The organism is Pseudoduganella sp. UC29_71 (assembly GCF_042693265.1).
GTDB lineage: Bacteria > Pseudomonadota > Gammaproteobacteria > Burkholderiales > Burkholderiaceae_D > Rugamonas.
The window spans coordinates 1579945-1599965 of record NZ_CP170549.1 but is presented as its reverse complement, the minus strand read 5'-3'; the positions used below and the strand labels follow the sequence as shown (position 1 = coordinate 1599965).

Below are 20021 nucleotides of genomic sequence, written 5' to 3'. Positions count from 1 at the left end.
AGTACACCATGCATCCAAACTTCCGCGCCAGGGACATGCTGCTGTCCCACATCGCCCACACCATGCAGTTCTACCACCCGCGCAGCATCGACCCCAGCGGCGGCTTCTACCATTTCTACATGGACGACGGCACCATCTACGACCGCAGCACGCGCCACCTGGTGAGCAGCACACGCTTCGTATTCAACTACGCCATGGCCTACCGCCGCTTCGGCGACGCGTCCTACGGCGACGCGCTGCGCCACGGCGTGGCCTTCCTGCGCAACGCCCACCGCGACCCGCACACCGGCGGCTACGCCTGGCAGCTGGAATGGAAAGACGGCGCCAAACGCGTGCTCGACGGCGACAACCACTGCTACGGCCTGGCCTTCGTCATGCTGGCCTACTCGCACGCACTGGCCGCCGGCATGGAAGAAGCGCGCGCCTGGATGGATGAAACCTTCGCGCTGATGGAGCGCCGCTTCTGGCAAGCGGACTACGGCCTGTACGCCGACCAGGCCAGCGCCGACTGGTCCGTGCTGGACGGCTACCGCGGCCAGAACGCCAATATGCACGCCTGCGAAGCCATGCTGGCCGCCTACGAAGCCTCGGGCGAGCAGCGCTACCTGCACCGCGCCGAGCAGCTTGCGCACAACACCACGGTGCGCCAGGCCGCGCTGGCCGGCGGCATGATCTGGGAGCACTACCGCGCCGACTGGTCGGTAGACTGGGACTACAACCGCGACGACAAGACCAATATCTTCCGTCCCTGGGGCTACCAGCCCGGCCACTTCACCGAATGGGCCAAGCTGCTGCTGAACCTGGAGCGCCACGCCGCCGCGCTGGCCGGCCCGGCGGACTGGCTGGCGCCGCGCGCCGCGCAGCTGTTCAACCTGGCGCTGGACAAGGCCTGGGACCGGCAGCACGGCGGCATCCACTACGGTTTCGGCCCGCAGGACGAAATCTGCGACGGCGACAAATACTTCTGGGTGCAGGCCGAAAGCCTGGCCGCCGCCGCCGTGCTGGCCGTGCGCACCGGCGAGCAGCGCTACTGGGACTGGTACGACAGGATCTGGGCCTACAGCTGGGAGCACATGGTGGACCACCGCCACGGCGCCTGGTACCGCATCCTCGCGCCGGACAACCGCAAGCTCACCGCCGAGAAAAGCCCGGCCGGCAAAGTCGACTACCATACGATGGGTGCCTGCTATGAAGTACTGAACGTGATCGGAAACGCGCAATGAGCAACGACTTCCCAGCCTTCGTCGCCGCCGGCGAAGCGCTGACCGACCTGATACGCACCGGCCCGGACGGTTGGCGCAGCCTGGTGGGCGGCTCCACCTGGAACGTGGCGCGCGTGGTGGCCAGCCTGGGCCTGCCCAGCGCCTTCGCCGGCGCCGTCAGCCGCGACGTGTTCGGCGCCCAGCTGGCCGCCGCCAACGCCGCCGCCGGCCTGGACGGCCGCTTCCTGCAGCAGCTGGACAAGGCGCCGCTGCTGGCCGTGGTGCACGAACTCGATCCGCCCGCGTATTTCTTCATCGGCGACGACAGCGCCGACCTGCATTTCGACGCCGCTGCGCTGCCGCCGGGCTGGCAGGCCGGCGCGCGCTGGGTGCACTTCGGCGGCATCAGCCTGGCGCGCCAGCCACTGGCGGACAAGCTGCTGGCCCTGGCCGAAGAACTGAAGCTGCACGGCGTCTCCATCAGCTACGACCCCAACTTCCGCGCCCTGATGGACCAACGCTACGACCCCATACTGCGCCGCATGGCCGCGCTGGCGGACGTCATCAAGGTATCGGACGAAGACCTGCGCGGCCTGTTCCGCACCAGCGACACGGACCAGGCTTTCGCCGCGCTGCGCGCCATGAACCCGGACGCCATCTACCTCTACACGCGCGGCGAGCATGGCGCCCGCATCTACCAGGGCGCCAGCAGCTGGAGCGCGCCCGCGCCGAAGGTCAGCGTGGTGGACACGGTGGGCGCGGGCGACGCCAGCATCGGCGCCCTGCTCTACAGCTTCATCGCACGGCCGGCCGACACGCTGGAAGGTCACCTCGGCTTCGCCGTGGCAGCCGGCGCGGCGGCCTGCACGGCGCCCGGCGCCACGCCGCCCACCTTGCAGCAGGTGATGCAGCTCATGCGTCCCATCCCTCCGACGTCTCCAGTGTACCCAACTCCAGGGAAAAACGCCGTATGAAATCCATCCTGCTTTTCCTCGCCGCCCTGCTGCTGCAGCTGAACGCCGCCGCCCAGGTCAACGAGCAGCCGGGCCTGGCCAGCGTGGCCTCGCCGGACAAGAACCTGAACTTCGTTTTCTACCAGAAGGCCGACGCCGCCGGCAAGCGCGCCCTGTACTACCGCGTCACCTACAAGCACAAGACCATCGTCCTCGACTCGCTGCTGGACCTGCAGCTGGACAACCACCTGTCCGAGAGCGCCATGGCGCTCAAGGTGGACAAGCAGGCAAAATGGTTCGACAACCTCGCCATCACCGGCATCCGGCACGGCGCGCACGACAGCAGCTGGACGCCTGAAACCGGCGAGCGCGCCACCATCCGCGACCACTACAACCAGATGACGGTGAACATGGTCAAGGACGACAACCCCATCTACTCGCTGTCGCTGGAAGTGCGCGCCTACAACGAAGGCGTGGCCTTCCGCTTCGTCTTCCCCGAAAACGAGAAGGGCACCTACTACCGGGTAGTGCAGGAGAACACCGAGTTCACCTTCCCGGTCGAGACCAAGGCCTGGTTCCACGGCTGGGCACAAGCGCCTTACCAGCTGCTGCCGCTGTCCGGCTGGCCGGACGAATCGGAACGCCCGCTCACGCTCGAACTGCTGGGCCGCATCCACGTGGCGCTGCTGGAAGCGAACATGGTGGACTACTCGCGCACCAAGTTCAAGCTGCACAAGACCAAGCCGAACACCATCGTCACCTCCATGCACGACCCGGCCGACCTGATCTCGCCGTTCTCCACGCCGTGGCGCGGCATCATGGTGGCCGAATCGGCCGGCGCGCTGGCAGACAACAGCCACTTCATCCTGAACCTGAATCCGCCCTCCGCCATTCCCAAGGCCGACTGGATCAAGCCCGGCAAGATCATGCGCGTGATGACGCAGACCACCGCCAGCGCCAAGGCCAATATCGACTTCGCCGCGCGGCGCAAGCTGCAGTACATCCTGTTCGACTGGAAGTGGTACGGCCCCGCCTTCTCCTTCGATTCGGACGCCACCAAGGTAGCGATACCGGACTTCGACCTGCCCGAGATCATCCGCTACGCAGGCTCCAAAGGCATCGGCGTGTGGCTGTACGTGAACCAGCAGGCCCTGCTCGCGCAAGGCGACACGCTGTTCAAGACTTACAAGCAATGGGGCGTGAAAGGCGTGAAGTTCGGCTTCGTGCAGGTCGGCTCGCACCGCTGGACCACCTGGCTGGAAAAGGCCGTGCACCAGGCCGCCGAGGCTGGCCTGATGGTCAACATCCACGACGACTGGCGCCCCACCGGCGAGCAGCGCACCTGGCCCAACCTGATGACCTCCGAAGGCATACGCGGCAACGAGGAAATGCCGGATGCCACGCACAACACCGTGCTGCCGTTCACGCGCTTCCTGGCCGGCGCGGCCGACTACACCATCTGCTACTACGACCCGCGCATCAAGACCACGCACGCGCACCAGCTGGCGCTCGCCGCCATCTATTACAGCCCGCTGCAAACGCTGTACTGGTACGACAAGCCCGAGATGTCGGCCAATGAACCGGAGCTGGAGTTCTGGGACCGCATCCCCACCACCTGGGACGACAGCAAGCTGCTGCAAGGCGCACCGGGCCAGTTCGTCAGCACCGCGCGCCGCAAGGGGCAGGACTGGTTCGTCGGCACCATCACCAACAATGGCGCGCGCAAGGCCAGCGTGAAGCTGGACTTCCTCGAACCGGGCCGCAACTACACCGCCACCATCTACGCGGACGACGCGGCCGCGCCCACCAAGACCAAAGTCGGCGTCAGCAAGCGCCGCGTCAATGCAGACTCGGTCATCGAAGCCGAGCTGCTGCCATCCGGCGGACAGGCCATCTGGCTGACGCCGGAATCGTAAGGAGACAATCGAATGAACACCCGCCAGGCGCACTACCGCTTCCTCAGTACCTTTGTGTACGTGTATTTCTTCGCCCAGGCGATGAGCATCTCGCTGCTGGCCCTGTGGCTGCGCACCACCTTGCAGCTGAGCGGCACCGAGACCGGCATCGTCTTCGCCGCCAACTTCATCGCCGCCATGTGCTCGCAGCCCATCTACGGCTTCGTGTCGGACCGCATCGGCACCCGCAAGCACATCCTGTGGGTGGTGAGCGCGCTGTGCGCCCTGAGCGGCTTGTTCTTCCTGTTCGTGTACGGCCCGCTGCTGCAGTCCAACGTGGTGCTGGGCGCGGTCGTGGGCGGCATCTACCTCGGCGTCACCTTCATCGCCGGCAGCTACGCGATCGAATCCTATGTGGACCGCATCGGCCGCCGCCACGGCTTCGAGTACAGCCGCGTGAGGCTGTGGGGGTCGCTGGGCTTCGCCAGCGCCGCCATGTTCTCGGGCCGCATCTACAACGTCAACCCCAGCATCAACTTCTTCCTGGCTTCCACCGCCGGCGTGGCCATGATGGCCATGCTGCTGCTGTGGCGCACCCGCGACGACGGCGGCGACACGACCGCCGCCAGCAGCGTGCGCCTGGCCGACGCGCTCGGCCTGCTGCGCGACCCGAAGTTCTGGCGCTTCATGGTGTTCGTGCTGGGCGTGACCAATATCTACCTGGTGTTCGACCAGCAGTTCCCGAGCTACTTCACGTCGCAGTTCCCGGACCCGAAAACCGGCGCGGCCATGTTCGGCTACCTGAACTCGGCGCAGATCTTCATCGAGGCGGGCGGCCTGTTCCTGTCGCCGCTGCTGGTCAAGCGCATCGGCGCCAAGAACGGCCTGCTGCTGGCCGGCTCCATCATGCTGGTGCGGATCGCCGGCTCCGGCCTGGCGGTCGGCCCGGTATCCATCTCCGCGCTGAAGATGCTGCATTCTGTGGAGCTGCCCATCCTGGTGGTGTCCATCTTCCGCTACATCGCCTGCCACTTCGACAACCGCCTGGCCTCCACGCTCTACATGGTGGGCGTGAGCTTCGGCCACTCGCTCGGCCTGGCCATCCTGTCGCCGCTGGTCGGCAAGAGCTACGACCTGATAGGTTTCCCGGCCACCTATCTCACGCTGGCGGCGCTGGGCCTGGGCTTCCTGTCCGCGTCCGCCTGGGCCTTGCAGCCCACGCCGCCCGAAATCGGGCGCGGCGCCGGCAAGGCCGCCGCCCCGGCCCGTCCCACACAACCGGCGTCCAACGCCAACTGATTAACTGATATAGCTGCTGATATAGCCGATATCGCTGATACCGCAGCAAGGAGCAAAGCATGTCCCCAACCCCAACCCCACGCCTCAACCCGGCCGTCATGGAGCCGCTTAGCGCCGCCCTGCCGCGCCACTGGGAGGCCCAGCCGGACCAGGCCGCGCTGCAGCAGGCCATCGCACAGGTGCTGGCCGCCATCGACCGCAACCTGGAACACTTCGGCACGCAATTCCCCGCGCCGTCCAGCGTCAACTCGGTCTACCCCGCCATCGGCAATATCGAATGGACCAACGGCTTCTGGACCGGCATGCTGTGGCTGGCCTATGAAGTGAGCGGCGCGGCGCGCTACCGCGAGGCGGCAGAAGCCCACGTGCGCAGCTTCCACGAGCGCCAGGCGCAGCGCATCAACACCAACCACCACGACCTGGGCTTCCTGTACAGCCTGTCCTGCATCGCCGCGCACAAGCTCACCGGCAGCGAACTGGCGGCCGAAGCGGCCATGGGCGCGGCGCGCCTGCTGCTGGAGCGCTACATGGAGCGCGCCGGCATCATCCAGGCCTGGGGCGACCTGAACGACCCTGAACAGGCCGGCCGCATGATCATCGACTGCAACCTGAACCTGCCGCTGCTGTACTGGGCTGCGCAGCACAGCGGCGAGCGCGCCTTCGCCGACGCGGCCAACCGCCACATCGAAGCGGCCGCGCGCCACATCGTGCGCGCCGACGGCTCCACGTTCCACACCTTCTTCTTCGACCCGGCCACCGGCCAGCCGCGGCACGGCAAGACCCACCAGGGCTACGCCGACGATTCGTGCTGGTCGCGCGGCCAGGCCTGGGGCATTTCCGGCTTCCCGCTGGTGTACCGCCACAACGGCGACGCGCGCCTGCTGGAGCTGTCCAAGGTGGTGGCCAACTACTTCCTGAACCGCCTGCCCGAAGACGGCATCGCCTACTGGGACCTGATCTTCACCTCCGGCCCGGAGCAGCGCGACAGCTCGGCCGCGGCCATCGCCGCCTGCGGCCTGCTCGAGCTGTCGCGCCAGCTGCCGGCCGCCGACCCGCTGCGCGGCGCCTACCGCCACGCCGCCGCCGGCATGGTGCAGGAGCTGTCCGGCCGCTACCTGATCGCCGGCGGCGCGCCCGGCAGCGGCCTGCTCAGGCACGCCGTGTACCACAAGCCGCAAGGCATGGGTGTGGACGAATGCTGCATCTGGGGCGACTATTTCTATTTCGAAGCGCTGGTGCGGCTGACGCACAGCGGCGGCGACTGGCAACCATACTGGTAAGGACCACGACATGACACTGCAACACCAAATTCTCGCCATCGACGAAGGCCGCCAGCGGCTGCACCTGATCGACACGCGCGACCCCGCCGCCGGCTGGAGCCGCAACCTGGCGGACTTCCCGCTGGCGCGCGACCTGCAGCGCATCGGCCCGGACCGCGCGCTGGTCGGCTTCGAGCGCGGCTTTTTCGAGCTGGCCATCTCCACCGGCGAAGTGCTGCGCGTGTGCGACCGCTGGCTCGGCGTCACCGCCGCCTGCCGCCTGGACAACGGCGACACCCTGGTGACCGGCATGGACCTGGACTTCGGCAGGAACGGCATCAACGTGCTGACGCTGGACCGCGACCTGGTGCAAACTGCCTCCGCACGCCGCGAAGGCGACTACGTGCGCCTGATGCGCCCCGCCGGCGCCAGCTACCTGCTGTGCACCAACGACCATATCCTGGAGACGGACCACAGCCTGAACGAAGTACGCAAGCTGGCTGCGCCCGGCTTCGAGCACGCATGGAAGGCCCAGCGCATGGCCGACGGCGGCACGCTGGTGTCGGCCGGCTACGGCGCCTTCATGGCGCGCTTCGACGCGCAAGGCCGGCTGGCCTCCACCTTCGGCGGCGCTGCGCAGCTGCCTGCGGCGGTGCGGGACGACGTAGCGCCCTTCTTCTACGCCACCTTCCAGGTGCTGGACAACGGCCACGTGGTGGTCGCCAACTGGCAGGGACACGGCCCCGACAACGGCGCCAAGGGCCGCCAGCTGCTGGAGTTCGACGCGGCCGGCACGCTGCTGGGCAGCTGGTCCGACGCGGACAAGCTGTCCTCGCTGCAGGGCATACTGGTGCTGTGACGGGCAAGGAGAGCACATGATCAAGCATCCCCTGGCACGCGCGCTGGCCGCGCTCGGCCTGGCGCTGGCGGCCGGCACGGGTAGCGCCGCCGCCATCGAGTTCGACAACCCGCTGGTGCTGCAGCGCGCCGATCCCCACGTGCAGCTGCAGGCGGACGGCAATTACTATTTCACCGCCACCGCGCCGGAATACGACCGCATCGAACTGCGCCGCGCACGCGACCTGAATGCGCTGCGCGCGGCGGAAACCAGGGTGGTGTGGCGCAAGCACGAGGCCGGCCCGATGAGCCACCATATCTGGGCGCCGGAACTGCACCGCATCGGCGGCAAGTGGTACATCTACTTCTCCGCCGGCCGCGCCGACGCGCAGTGGGACATCCGCCCCTACGTGCTGGAGAACGCCTCGGACGACCCTTTGAAAGGCGATTGGAAAGAGCTGGGCCGCATCGACACCGGCTGGGACAGTTTCTCGCTGGACGCCACCACCTTCGAGCACAAGGGCAAGCGCTACTTCGTGTGGGTGCAGTGCTGCCGCACGCCGAACGAGCCGATGAACACCAGCATCTACATGGCGGAAATGAACTCCCCATCCACCATCACCGGCAAGACCGTGCTGCTGACGCGGCCCGAATATGCGTGGGAGAAGGTCAAGCACGCGGTGAACGAAGCGCCGGCGGTGCTGGTCCGCAACGGCAAGGTTTTCCTCACCTATTCGGCCAGCGCCACCGACGCCAGCTACGCGCTCGGCATGCTGACGGCGGACGCGGATGCAGACCTGCTGGACCCGGCCTCCTGGAAGAAGTCGGCCGAGCCGGTGTTCAAGTCCAGCGCGGCCAACAGCCAGTACGGCCCGGGCCACAATAGCTTCACCACCACGCCGGACGGCAAGACCGACATCCTGGTCTACCACGCGCGCAACTACCGCGACATCCAGGGCGACTCGCTGTACGACCCGAACCGCCACACGCGCGCGCAGGTGATCAAATGGAAAGCCGACGGTAGCCCGGACTTCGGCGAGCCGGTGCCGGACCGGCGGCGCTACGCCACGCGCACGCCGTAGACCGACGGTCCCCGGGTTCCCGGCTGCGGCGCCAGCCTGACCCGGATGCTGGCCTTGCCGCTGGTGAGCGCCTGCGGAATGGCATAGCGGGCCTCGAAAAAGTCGCCCTCCTTCTCACGGTTCAACCTTTGGGTGGCCAGCAGCTTGCCGTCCACGCTGATGTCCAGCATGCCGCGCTCGGCCTCTCCCCAATACGTGACATACAAGGCCAGCGGCCGCGCGCTGCTGCGCAGGTCCGCCTCGATAAAGCCGCCGCCGGACTTGATCAGCCGTCCCTTGCGGCCCCGATAAGGGGTGGTTTCGGTGCGCGCATCGGCGTAGCGGTGGGCCGCTTCCGAGGCCTCGTCGCCGGGCAGCAGCTGATCCAGCGTGCCGGCCGCCAGCGCGGCGCGCTCCGCCGCCAGGCGCGCACGGCGGCGCGCCTCGGCCGGCCAGGCAGCCGGCGTGAAAAACGGGAAATAGACCGCCGTGCGCCGGTCCCACAGGCTGTAGTAGGGGCGCAGCGTGAGCGCGGCGCCCGCCGTCCGGCTCAGCACGAAGCCGCCGTCGCCGCGCGCCCGCAGCAGTTCGGGGCCGGCGCCGGCAGCGGCCACCACCGGCGGCGCCTGGTCCGGCAGCAGCGGCTCGCCGCCGCTGCCCAAGTCTGCGGCGAGCAGCAGCGGACCGTGGAAGAAGGCGCGCACCTGCGGATTGTCCGGCGCCGCTTCCTGCCGCACGGCCATCGGCAAGCTAAGTTCGACGCGGTCGCCGGGCTGGAAAGCGCGCGTCACGCTGGCATAGCCGGCCTCCAGCGCCAGCGGCACGTGCTGTCCGTTCAGCTTCAACGCGGGACGGCCGCACCAGCCGGGGATGCGCAGCTTCAGCGTCACCGGCGGCGTGGCCGATGCCGCCTCGATCACGATCGACTCGCCGTGCGGGAAGCGCGTCGTCAGCGCAAAGCGCCCGGCGCCCGGCCAGTCCGCCACGGATGGGATGTACTCGTTCACGTACAGCGTCTTGCCGTCGCTGCTTTCCCAATAGATGGAGTCGCCGTGCTTGGCGTGCGCCTCCATGCCCGAGCCCATGCAGCACCAGAACTGGTTCTGCGGCTCCGACCAGACCCGCTTCGCCCCCGCCATCATCGGCGCCATGTAGGCGAACATGCCGCTGCCCGGATGCTGCGCGGCGAGCGTGTGGTTGATGTGGGCGCGCTCGTAAAAGTCGAACCACGACGCCTGCGGCTCCCACTGGAACAGGTGGCGCGTCATCTTGAGCATATTGTAGGTGGAGCAGTGCTCGCAGGTCTGGTCCGTGATGTAGTGCGACAGCCGGCCTTTCGGATAGAACCACTCGCGGTCGCCGTTGCCGCCGTTGACGTAGCTGCGGCCGGCCGTGACGGCGCGCCAGAAGAAGCGCGTCGCGGCGGCGTTGTCCTCGCCGCCGCCCACTTCGTACAGCCGGGCCGCCGCCACATACTTGGGGATTTCGGTATTGGAATGCAGCTTGTCCAGCTCATCGCGCTCCGCCGCCACCGGGCGGAAAGTCTTGTCATGCCGCAGGCGGCGCGCCAGCGCGAGCCAGCGCCGCTCGCCGCTCCTGGCGTACAGTTCGGCGATGGCTTCCTGCAGGCCGCCGTACTCGCAGTCCAGCACCAACTGGGTCTGCGCCTCGTCCAGGCGTGCGAACACGCGCTCGAGATAGCCCGCCATGCCCAGCGCCACCTGCAGCGCCTGCCCGTTGCCCAGCAGCGCGTGCGCCTCCAGCAATCCCGCCAGCTGCTTGTGGATGTTGTACAGGGGCGCCCAGCCGCCATTGAGGTTGCCGAAGCGCGGATCGATTTTCCCGGCCATCACGTCGTCGAACAGGGACTTGCCGTCGGCCAGCACGCGCTCGTCCAGCCGCCGGCCCAGCGCCGCCACGTAGCCGTCGGCGGACTGCGCCTGGCAGCTGGCCAGCTCGGCGACGATGTAGTCCGCGCGGCGCTTGCACTCGGCATCCCCGGTCTGCGCGTGCATCAGCGACAGCGCGCTCAGGTAGTGGCCCAGCGTGTGGCCGGCGATGGTGTCGCTCTCCCAGCCGCCATACACCTCGGCCCTGGGCGCCAGGCCCGCATTCTCGCGAAAGCGCGCCAGCAGCCGGTCCGGCTCCAGCGACAGCAGGAACTTCAGGTTGGCGTTCACGGCACTCAGCCAGGGGGAAGGAGTAAGCCGCACCTGCGCCAGCGGCAGCGCGCGCACCCGGACCGCCGGCGCGCCCTCGCCTGCCCCGGCAGCGTCCCCCGCCGCCGCCCCGGCCACCGCAGGCCACAGACACAGCGCGCCGGAGCGCTTCAGCACCCGGCGGCGCCCTTCTGAAAATGGTTGTTTCAACGATGGTTGATTCGTGCTCATGCTTGCTCCCTGATCAGTGTATCTGCGCCGCAGCCATGGCGGGCATGTCGTAGATCCGCATGGCGCGGCCCTGGACCTTGACTGCGCGGCCCGCGACGCGCACCAGGCGCTCGCCGATGCGCAGTGCGAGCACGCCCGGCCAGCCTTCGGCAGGCAGCTGCAGGCGCGCGGCATGGCTGGCCGTGTAGTGCCAGTGTCCGCCGCTTTGCCACAGTGCGGCCGAAGCACCGGCGCTGGCCGCTGCAATCGCAGCGCCGTGTGCCGCCACTTCGCGGCCATGGCCCAGGAACAGGAAGTCCAGCGCACCGCCCCTCATGGCCGCGATGCCGTAGCGGCCCACCAGGCGCAGGCCGTCGTGCATGAACGCCACGCCGTCGCCGTCATTGGACATGATCGTCTGTTGCCGCCCGCCCGCCGCCGTGACGCGCAGGGCCACCGAATGCCCGCCGCCAGACGCCAGTTCCTCCACCCCCAGCACGCTGCCGGGCGCGCCGTCGCGCACTGCCTCCAGCACGGCGGTGAACGGGCGCGACCACGCCTCCCCCGTCTGGCGTATCACCAGCGTCGGCAGCGGCGCGCGTTCCACCTCCGCCGGCAGCAGGCCGGGCGTCCACGCGGTTGACGGCGGCGCCAGCACCGAGAAGAACTCGCGCTGCCGGCCGCCCTGCAGCCAGGCCGTCATGGCCACGCTGCGGTCCGGCAATTGCAGCTCGAAGCGGGCGCGCAGCGGCCGTTCCGACTTCAGCGATGCGCGCCCGCTCCAGTAGTCATATCCGAACAGGTCGCCGTCGGCGAAGGCCAGCCGCTGCGACGGCGCCGTGGGCAGCGTTTGCCCGTCCGCGCCGATAAAGCGCATGGACTGGCCCAGGTTGTGGTAGATGTAGTCGTGATACTTGTCCTTGCCGTCGCGGCGGCGCGAACGGAATATGTCCACGAAATAGCCGTGCTTGTCGTCCAGCCTTACCGTGCCAAGCACACGGCGCTGGTCGGCGCCGGTGGCCGGCTCCACGAAGGACACGTCCGAGAACGTGGCCAGCGGGAAGGCGGACGCGGCCCCGCTTCCCGGCTGCGGGTAGACGGCGTCCAGCGCAAACGGATGGTCGGTCTTCATGGATGGATAGGTCGATGCGCCGTCCACCACCACGGTGTTATGCGCCGGGAACTGCGCGTAGTACTGCAAATGGTCGTTCTGCAGATAGCCCGAGCCACGGCCGCTTTCCGGCGCCAGGCTCAGGCCCTGCGCGAACAGCTCCATGGCGATGCCGTTGGCATGCGCGTGGTTGCCCGCCGACGCCGCCTGCGAGATCACCAGCGCCTTGTCGCGCGCGTCGGCGCCCAGGTAGCCGTTGCGCTGCACCAGCCAGCTGGCGTTGGGCGCGTGGAAGGTGGGCGTCTGGTAAGCGCGCGCGTCTCCGGCGCGCAGGGCAGCCAGCAGCGCGCCCCAGGCCTGCGCCTCCTCGCTGCGGCCTTGGCGCTGCGCGCGGGCTTGCAGCTTCTCCACCGCGCCGGTGCGCACGGGCTCGTAGCGCGTGTCGCCGAAGCCCACCATGCGGCCGTTGGGCAGCAGGTACTGCGGCAAGGCCCTGGCCGCGTGCTCCAGCACCGGCATCTTCGGCAGCAGGTCGATGCCGAACACCCGTTCCAGCATCTCCAGGCACTCCAGGTAGTCGTTCACCACGTTGAGCGAATAACCGGGGGACTCGTTCCACATGCCGGTCTTGCCGTCGTAGCCGTAGTCCAGCAGCCGCTGCAAGGACCACTGCCGCATGCCGCTGCCATCGACCACGGCGCGCACATAGTGGCCCGAACCATTCCCGTCCGCATACTGCGCGTCAGGCTCCAGCACGGCGGCGATCTGCAGTACGAAGCGCGCCTTGATCAGGTTCCAGTTGTTCCAGGGGACGCCGTTGGCAAGAATCAAGTCCGCCCATTTTTTCAGCGCTGCGTCGTACATGCCCACCTTGGCCGGCGCCCTGCCCTGCGCATAAGCGCGCAGCAGGTCGTAGCACTCCGCCAGCGGCCCCACGATATCCTCGTGTATCACCTCGTACGACTGCAGCCCGGCGATCGTGCCGTCGTGCGCGCGGTTCAGGTCCACTGGCGGCTCGCGGTAGTACATGCCGCTCACATAGGTATCGAAGATATCGTAGGCGAAGCGGGCGTAGGCTTCGTCGCCGGTCTGCCAGTACACATGGGCCGCGTCGCGCGCCAGCTGCGCGATGCGCATATTGATGGACTCGACGATGCGGCCGGTCTTGGCCTGCGGCACCCATTCCCACGGCTGTCCCGCCGCCTTGCTCTGCAGGTACAGCAGATCGTTTTCGCCCATATAGGGCTTCACGTCTTCCAGCTTGGGCGTGGCGTAGGCCGTGGCCGTGTCGCGCCCGCCGGTGAAACGCACCGTGGGCACCGGCGCCTGGCCTTCCGCGTGGTGGTACAGGCTATCCTTGATGAACACCTGCGTATGCCTGCCCTGCCAGTACATCTGCAGCCGCGACACAATCCAGGCCGGGTCGCTGCGGTGCCGCTCGACATAGGGCAGCACGCGCGCCTTCAGCGCAGCGACGGCCGTCCCGTTCCCGCGCCCGGTCCCGCTCTCGGTCCCGGCCTCGGCCTCGGCCTGCAGCAGGCGCGGCTGCCGCGCCGCCGGCTGCGCGGCAGCCGTCGCCGCGAGGTCCTGCGCGTGTAGCGCCGCTGCCGCCCCCCAGCACGCGGCGGCAACCGCCGCCGCCGCAATCCGGCTCCGCTTTCTCAGCACGATCATCGCGTCTCCCGCCTCAGAAGCGCATGTTCGCGCTAACGAAGAAGGTGCGCGGCGCATTGGTCTGCACCGTCACCAGCGCATTCGGATACTGGGCGATGAACTGGTCCTGCGTCATGCCGGCCGGCAGCGAGCCAAGCTGGCCGATCTGGGTGGCGTTGCGGTTGTTGAGCAGGTTGTTCACATTGAAGTCCAGCCGGATCTTGTCGGTGACGTTGTAGTACAAGCCCATGTCCGCCAGCTTGTTGGCCGGCAGGTAGCTGGTGGCGGCGGTCGAGGTCGGGCGTTTGCCGATGAAACGGAAGCGCAGGTAGCCGCCGAAATCGTCGAAGTCCGCGTTCAGCGTGCCGTTGTACGTCACGTGGTTGGACCGTTCCTGCGGGCCGGAGGTGTACACCGCCACGTCCGGACGCGGGTCCACGCCGGCCGGGCAAGCCTGCAGCGTGCCGCCGCAGCCGCTGGCCCACGAGGCCGCGCTCAGTGCCTTGCTCTTGTTCAGCGTCAGCACGTTGCGCAGGCCCAGCCAGCTCAGCAGGCGCAGCTTGTTGTCCAGCTCAATGCCGTAAGAATTGAAGTGGCTGTAGATCGGGGGACGCACATACTGCGTCACGCCGTCGGCCAGGCGGCCGTAGCTGGTCACGCCCACTTTGTCCAGGTCCACATAGTACGGCGTCGCCTCGATGCTGAAGCCCCTGGTGGCATAGCGGTAGCCGATTTCGGCCTGCTTCACGATGGGCCGGATGTCCGGGTTCAGCGCCGCCACCTTCCACTGCTCGTCGTAGGCGTTCCAGAAGCCGTCGCCGTTCTTCTGCCCGTAGGTGTAGCGCGCGTGGATGCCGCTGCGCGGGCCGAGGATGTAGTTCACCGCACCGGTGTACTGCACATAGTGGATGCGCTTGTCGAAATTGATGGCCGACGTGGACGACGACACGGCGTACAGGTTGTCGTAGATGGTCAGCGGATTGCCGTCGAAGCCGCCGAAGCTGCGGCTGGCCGCGCCCGGATTGGTGACATAGCGGTTGTTGGTGCCGCTGAAGCTGTAGCTGGTGAAGCGCGCGCCGAAGTCCAGCAGCAGCTTGTCCTTTTCATAGGTCAGGCCCAGCAGCGGCGACACCTCGCGGGTGTGCACGTTCTCCATCACCGTGCCCACGCTGCTGCCGGCCGTGCTGCCGATGGAGCCGAAGCCGTTCGGGTTGGTGAGCTGGTAAGTCACCGGGCTGGCGGCCTGCGTGGTGAAGCTGACGTCGTAGGTGGTGGGGTTGTTCTGCAATCCCATCAGGCCCTGGCCGCCGTTCAGCGAGTCGCGCGTGAAGTGTATCCAGGCCAGGTAGGCGCCGCCGGTGACGGTCAGCTTGCCGTTGTCCCCGAAGTCCAGCGTCTTGTTGGCGGTGAACAGGTTCAGCATGTCGTCGCTGCGGATCTTGTTGTTCAAGGCGCTCACGGTCACCATCAGGTTGTTCGAACCGATGGGCGAATTGGCCTGGATCGAGCTATTGGGCAGCAAGTTCGGCGTGGTGCTCTGGATGCAGGTGCCGGAACAGGCTGCGCCCGTGGCCGCGCTGGCGGCCGTGCGCTGGTTCACGCGCACCACCACCTGGCCGGTCAGGCGGTCCTTGATGGTGAAATAGCCCGGCGTGGTGCTCAAGCCGGCCAGCGCGGTGCCGATGCCGGTGTAGTTGGCGCCGTTCGTGGCCGACTGGTAGCCGATGCCTTCGGCTTCCGAGTGGTGGATCTGGTTGCTCTGGTAGCGCATGTTGTTGGCGATTTTCCAGCCGTTGCCGAAATCATGGTCCAGCTTCAGGCCGAGGGCGTGCGTCTTGCTGTGCGCGTACTCCTGCGGGTCCCACCAGTCGGTGCGGCCATCCACGCCGGACCGGATGGCATGGGCCAGGTCGCCGCTCGGCAGGAAATTGGCGCTGCGGCCGAACGGCGTGTCGAACTGCACGGGGTCCCAGCCGTGCGCCATGGGACGCACGATGTCGAGGAAGCCCACGTGGTCGTCCAGCAGCTTGGCCGACACCGTCACCGTGCCGCTGCCCCAGCCGCTGTTGTAACGCTTGCTGATATTGCCCTTCAGCTGGCCGCCGCGGTTCGGCGGATCGGGAATGTCGCGGTAGCCGTAGCTGCGGCGGTAGTCGCCGCCGATCGACCAGCCCAGAGTCCGGTCCTCGTTCCGGCTGCCGAAGTAGAAGTCGTATTTCTGGTACAGATTGCCCGGATGGTCGGTGTTCTCCACGCCCAGACGCACGCCGATCAAGCCGCCCGGATCGGTGAGGCCGTTCTTGGACAGGTAGTTGAACAGGCCCGCCGGCGCGTTAGGGCCGGTAACGGCGGCCGAGCCGCCGCGCACGGCCTGCACGCTCTTGGTGGTGGCGTCCACGCGCAGGAACATATCGGGCGAGAAGTTGGAAAACAGCCCGCCGATGACCGGCAGGCCGTCCTCCATCAGCGCGTTCCAGTAATAGCCCACCGTGCCGGCGCTGGTGCCGTTGGAGATGCCGCGCGTCGATACCGTGTTGCGCGATTCGCCGGCGTCCGAGGTAACAACCACGCCGGGAATTTCCGTCAGCAAGTCGGCCGGGCTGACCGGCGCCACGGCGCGCATGCGCTCCTCGTCCACGGTCGATACCGAGATCGCGGCCTTCTCGGCCGAGGTGTCGCGCAGCACGCCGGTGACAACCACCACGGCGGCCTTGGCGGCGTCTTCCGCATCGGCCCTGGAGGCTTTCTTCACGGTGCCGGACGTGTTCGCCGGCGCTTCCTGCGCATATGCGGCGCAACCGAATGCCAGCAAGCCCACCCCGGCCGCGATGGCGGTCTTCTTCAAATGTTTCATGTTCCGTCTCCTTTATAGGTCAAGTTATCGATAACAATTTCGATCAAAAAAAATGGGTCAGTCATCCCCAAAATAAAATACGGCAGTGCTGCGCGGGCTCACGCGCCAGGCGCTTGCACCAGCCGGCACGGCGGCGCCGCTTGCCAGCTCCTTCACGGGCCGGGCGCGCGCAGGCAACGGCAGTTCGAAGGTCTGGTCGCTGCTGCTGTTCATGGCGATCAGGTAGGGGCCGTAGCGCAGCTGGTAATAGTCCGCCCTGCCCGCGTAGGCATTGTCTTCGCCCGGCATATAGACCGAACCGGACGGCAGCCTGGCCACCGGCTGGCGTTCGCCTGCGGTCCACACGCTGCCGTCGTCCGGAGAACGGATCGAAAAGCGCGTACCGTTGATGTGCGGGTTATCCGGACGGGTGAAATACAGGCCGCTGGGCTGGTACTCCTGCCGGTCCAGCGCCACCGTGGCAACGCGGTCCGTGACCGGCGTCACGTAATGCACGCGCGCCAGGCCGGAAATGCCGTAATTGGCGCGCCAGTACAGCGAGGCGTACAGCACTTCCTTGCCATGCTTCAGCGCCAGCACGCCGTTTTCCTCGTCCGCGAACACGAAGTCCGGCTGCCCTTCGCTCATCGGCAGGCGGTGCGGCTGGCGCGGCAAGGCCTGCATCGCCTCGTATTCTGCAATCACATCCACCATGCCCAGCGTCGCGCGCAGCGTGTTCGTCTCCAGCATATGCGCTACGCTGGGAAAGAACTGGCGCTCGTCCAGCATCTGCTGCGCATAGCCCACCAGGTAAGGGTCGCCGGTGGTTACGGCCACTTGCAGCGGCGAGGCGTCCCATGAAGGCTTCTGCGCGTACATCACATCGCTCGGGGCATAGACATCACGCCAGCCGATCGCCGCTTCCAGGCGCATGGCGCGCTGTCCCGCCACGTCCCAGTGCGGATAGCGGAACCAGCTGCGCGCGCGGGCGATAGCCACCAGTTGGGCGCGGATGCGGGCGTCGCCAGGCTGGCCCGGCGCGGGGCGCGTCGCCTCGTAGATTTTCGCGGCCCAGTCCAGCACCTCACCGTAGCCGCCCACATAGCCCAGCTCCTTGGTCAGCCCTTTGCCGGTGGTCTCGAAATAATTGCGCGGCACCGAGAACTTGGCGTCCGCCTCGGCCACCGCATAGGTGAACTCGCCCTTCTCGTTCAGGCTGCCGGCCCAGGGCTCCAGGCCCATGGACTGGTAAAACAGCGGCAGCAGGCTGGCGCGCGGCTGCGCCTTGGCGCTGCCGATGGCGGCCAGCCCTTCGTTGTTGTACCAGATGCCGAACAAATCCTTGATCATGGACTGGTTGGTGTACAGGCGGCGGTTGCGCTTGTTCCAAGCCAGGCTGTCTGCGAACATGGTTTCCAGCGCATGGCGGCGCGTAACGGTGCCCCCGGCGGCGGCGCGCACTTCGCCATCCAGCTCGGCTTGCAGCTGCGCGGCCGTCGCTTGCAGCGCTTCGCCCACCAGGCCGAAGCCGAACCAGCCTTCGTTCGGGGTGGCCTTGTCGTAGTAGGCGATGCGCGGGTTCTGCTGGTAACTCGCCCACAAGGCATCCAATCCGGCTACGATGGCGTCCAGGCTCCTGCGCTGGCGATAACCCTCGCTCCACGGCGTGTTGTAGGTCTTGGCCAGAAAGGCGATTTCGAGCTGGCTGGGGGGCTGCTTACGGCTCCACAGCTGCCGCACCTGCGCGTCCACGCGCTGGCGCACCGTGGCCAGCACGGCTTCCCCCGCGCCGCCCTCGGGCGGTAGCGCCGCGGTGCGCGCAGCGGGTGCGCGGCCTTCAACGGCGTCTTCGGGCACCATGGCTTCGCGGTGCACGATCAGCGCATAGAAGGGGCGCGAAGGCTCGCTCATCGGCTTCTGGAAGCGGGCGAAATCGCTGCCGTAGCGCCAGATCGGCCCGGTCGCGCGCAGCCGGCAGGATATCTCGTCCTTGCCCTTAGTCAGCGCCAGCGGCAATGGATGGGTAAGGTAGTGGAAGCGGCCCGGCGCCGCCGGGTACTTGCCGCCCTGGTCGAGGATGTCGACGTCGCTGAGCTGGCGGTAGCCCAGCTGCTTGCCGTCGCAGTACAGCGTGGCTTGGTTGGCGTTCACGTCTTCGCCCCACATGCGTACGCTCAGGTAGTTCTGGCCCGTGCCTTCCACGCGCAGCTTGAACCAGGCCTCGCCGCCGCGCCAGTCGTCCCTGGCCAGCGGCAGGAAGACGCGCGCGCTCTGCCCCATCGCCCCGGCCTTCACGCTGCTCTTTACCGCCCGCAGGCCGTGCGCCTGTTCCGAGCCCGCATCGCCGAAACGCAGCAGGTCGATGGGTGGTGAAGCAGCAGCGGCAGCAGCAGCGGCAGCGGTTGCGCCAGGCCCCGCGAGCACGCCGGCAATGGCGCCCATGAACCATGCGGCGCGGCGAATCGGTATCGGCATCCTGTCTCCGTATGATCGTGTTATCGATAACAACAGAGTCTAGAAGGGTGGCATGAGGATGTCAAGAAAAAAAAGATTAGTCGCCGACGGCAGCGGCGGATTCGCGCGTGACCAGCGTAAACGGCAGCAGCTTGTGCTGCACCAGCGCCGGTTCGCCCGCGCGGCGGCGGCGGATCTGCTCCACCAGCAGGTCCACGGCGGCGCGCGCCATGTCGCCGATGGGCTGGTGGATGGTGGTCAGTTCCGGCCACACCGTGGTGGCCACCGGCGTATCGTCGAAACCGCAGATGGTGAGCTGCTCGGGCACCAGCAGGTGCATGCCGTGCGCCACGGCCATGGCGCCGGCGGCCATATCGTCGTTGCTGGCGAAGATGGCGGTCGGGCGCGTGGGCTGGGCCAGCAGCTGGCGCGCCGCGTCCAGGCCGGAACGGTAGGTAAAACAGGCCGGGCGCCACGCGCTCCGGGCGTACCGGCAGGCCCGCTTCGGCCATCGCGTCCTGGTAGGCCTTGTAGCGCAGCTGGGCCGGCGTGTGCTTCGGGTCGCCCTGGATGAAGGCGATGTCCTTGTGCCCCAGCGACAGCAGGTGCCGCATCATGGCGTAAGCGCCCTCATAGTCGTCGATGCGCACGGCCGACACGCCGGCCACCGGGCGGCCGGTTGCAATGGCCACGGTCGGCATGCCGATCTCGTCGAGCTGCTTGAGGGCGGAACGGGAGTCGCACAGCGGCGGCGGCACCAGGATGCCGTCCGCCCCGCTGGCGATCAGCTTGGCGATGGCGCTGCGCTGGCTGCGCAGGTCTTCGCAGCGCTCCAGGATCAGCTGGCCGCCGCTCTGGCTGCACTGGTCCATGGCGCCGACCAGGAAGGCGCTCATATAGGCCGAGCTGGGATTGCTGTACAACAGCCCCACGCCCAGCGTGCCGATGCGCGCGGCGCGGGCGGCCGTGTTGACCTGGTAGTTCAGCGACTCGATGGCCGCCGTCACCTTTTCCCGCGTGATATCCGAGACGTGGGTGTTGCCGTTCATGACGCGGGACACCGTCATGGCGGACACGCCGGCAACGCGGGCCACA

11 protein-coding genes and 1 pseudogene are annotated in these 20021 nt (G+C 67.7%); 7 read left to right on the top strand and 5 right to left on the bottom strand.

The window, feature by feature from the left end:
- Positions 1-8: 8 nt before the first annotated feature.
- Genes ACFJI2_RS07065 through ACFJI2_RS07035 form a run of 7 tightly spaced genes read left to right on the top strand, consistent with a single transcriptional unit; the run spans position 9 to position 8527 of the window.
- Positions 9-1223, top strand: coding sequence for an AGE family epimerase/isomerase (locus tag ACFJI2_RS07065; RefSeq protein WP_377704364.1), 1215 nt, complete (start codon positions 9-11; stop codon positions 1221-1223).
- Positions 1220-2176: a carbohydrate kinase gene (locus ACFJI2_RS07060; RefSeq protein ID WP_377704363.1), complete on the top strand. Its 957-nt coding sequence runs from the start codon at positions 1220-1222 to the stop codon at positions 2174-2176. Before ACFJI2_RS07065 ends, ACFJI2_RS07060 begins: the two co-directional genes overlap by 4 nt.
- Positions 2173-4071, top strand: coding sequence for a glycoside hydrolase family 97 catalytic domain-containing protein (locus ACFJI2_RS07055; RefSeq protein WP_377704362.1), 1899 nt, complete (start codon positions 2173-2175; stop codon positions 4069-4071). The genes ACFJI2_RS07060 and ACFJI2_RS07055 overlap by 4 nt, the downstream gene beginning before the upstream one ends.
- 12 nt (positions 4072-4083) lie before the next feature.
- The gene (locus tag ACFJI2_RS07050; protein WP_377704361.1) at positions 4084-5349 is read left to right on the top strand and encodes an oligosaccharide MFS transporter; all 1266 of its coding nucleotides are present in this window, start codon (positions 4084-4086) and stop codon (positions 5347-5349) included.
- Positions 5350-5408: 59 nt separating this feature from the next.
- The gene (locus tag ACFJI2_RS07045; protein ID WP_377704360.1) at positions 5409-6629 is read left to right on the top strand and encodes a glycoside hydrolase family 88 protein; all 1221 of its coding nucleotides are present in this window, start codon (positions 5409-5411) and stop codon (positions 6627-6629) included.
- A 10-nt stretch (positions 6630-6639) separates the two neighbouring features.
- Complete coding sequence (locus ACFJI2_RS07040; RefSeq protein ID WP_377704359.1) at positions 6640-7467, top strand: hypothetical protein; 828 nt, start codon at positions 6640-6642, stop codon at positions 7465-7467.
- 16 nt (positions 7468-7483) lie between these two features.
- Positions 7484-8527 (top strand): family 43 glycosylhydrolase, encoded by a 1044-nt coding sequence (locus ACFJI2_RS07035; protein ID WP_377704358.1) that lies wholly within the window; start codon positions 7484-7486, stop codon positions 8525-8527.
- Here ACFJI2_RS07035 and ACFJI2_RS07030 read toward each other — a convergent pair.
- From ACFJI2_RS07030 to ACFJI2_RS07010, 5 genes and pseudogenes are all read right to left on the bottom strand, one after another.
- Positions 8506-10896 carry a glycoside hydrolase family 127 protein gene (locus ACFJI2_RS07030; protein ID WP_377704357.1) on the bottom strand — a complete coding sequence of 797 codons (2391 nt, stop codon included), beginning with the start codon at positions 10894-10896 and terminating at the stop codon, positions 8506-8508. The genes ACFJI2_RS07035 and ACFJI2_RS07030 overlap by 22 nt on opposite strands.
- A 13-nt stretch (positions 10897-10909) precedes the next feature.
- Positions 10910-13660, bottom strand: coding sequence for a heparinase II/III family protein (locus ACFJI2_RS07025; RefSeq protein WP_377704356.1), 2751 nt, complete (start codon positions 13658-13660; stop codon positions 10910-10912).
- Positions 13661-13673: 13 nt separating this feature from the next.
- On the bottom strand, positions 13674-16493 hold the full coding sequence (locus ACFJI2_RS07020) for a TonB-dependent receptor domain-containing protein (RefSeq protein WP_377704355.1): 2820 nt from the start codon (positions 16491-16493) through the stop codon (positions 13674-13676).
- 57 nt (positions 16494-16550) lie between these two features.
- Positions 16551-18947: a hypothetical protein gene (locus tag ACFJI2_RS07015; RefSeq protein WP_377704354.1), complete on the bottom strand. Its 2397-nt coding sequence runs from the start codon at positions 18945-18947 to the stop codon at positions 16551-16553.
- A 76-nt stretch (positions 18948-19023) separates the two neighbouring features.
- A pseudogene (locus tag ACFJI2_RS07010) lies at positions 19024-19975 on the bottom strand (LacI family DNA-binding transcriptional regulator).
- Between the last annotated feature and the right edge of the window lie 46 nt (positions 19976-20021).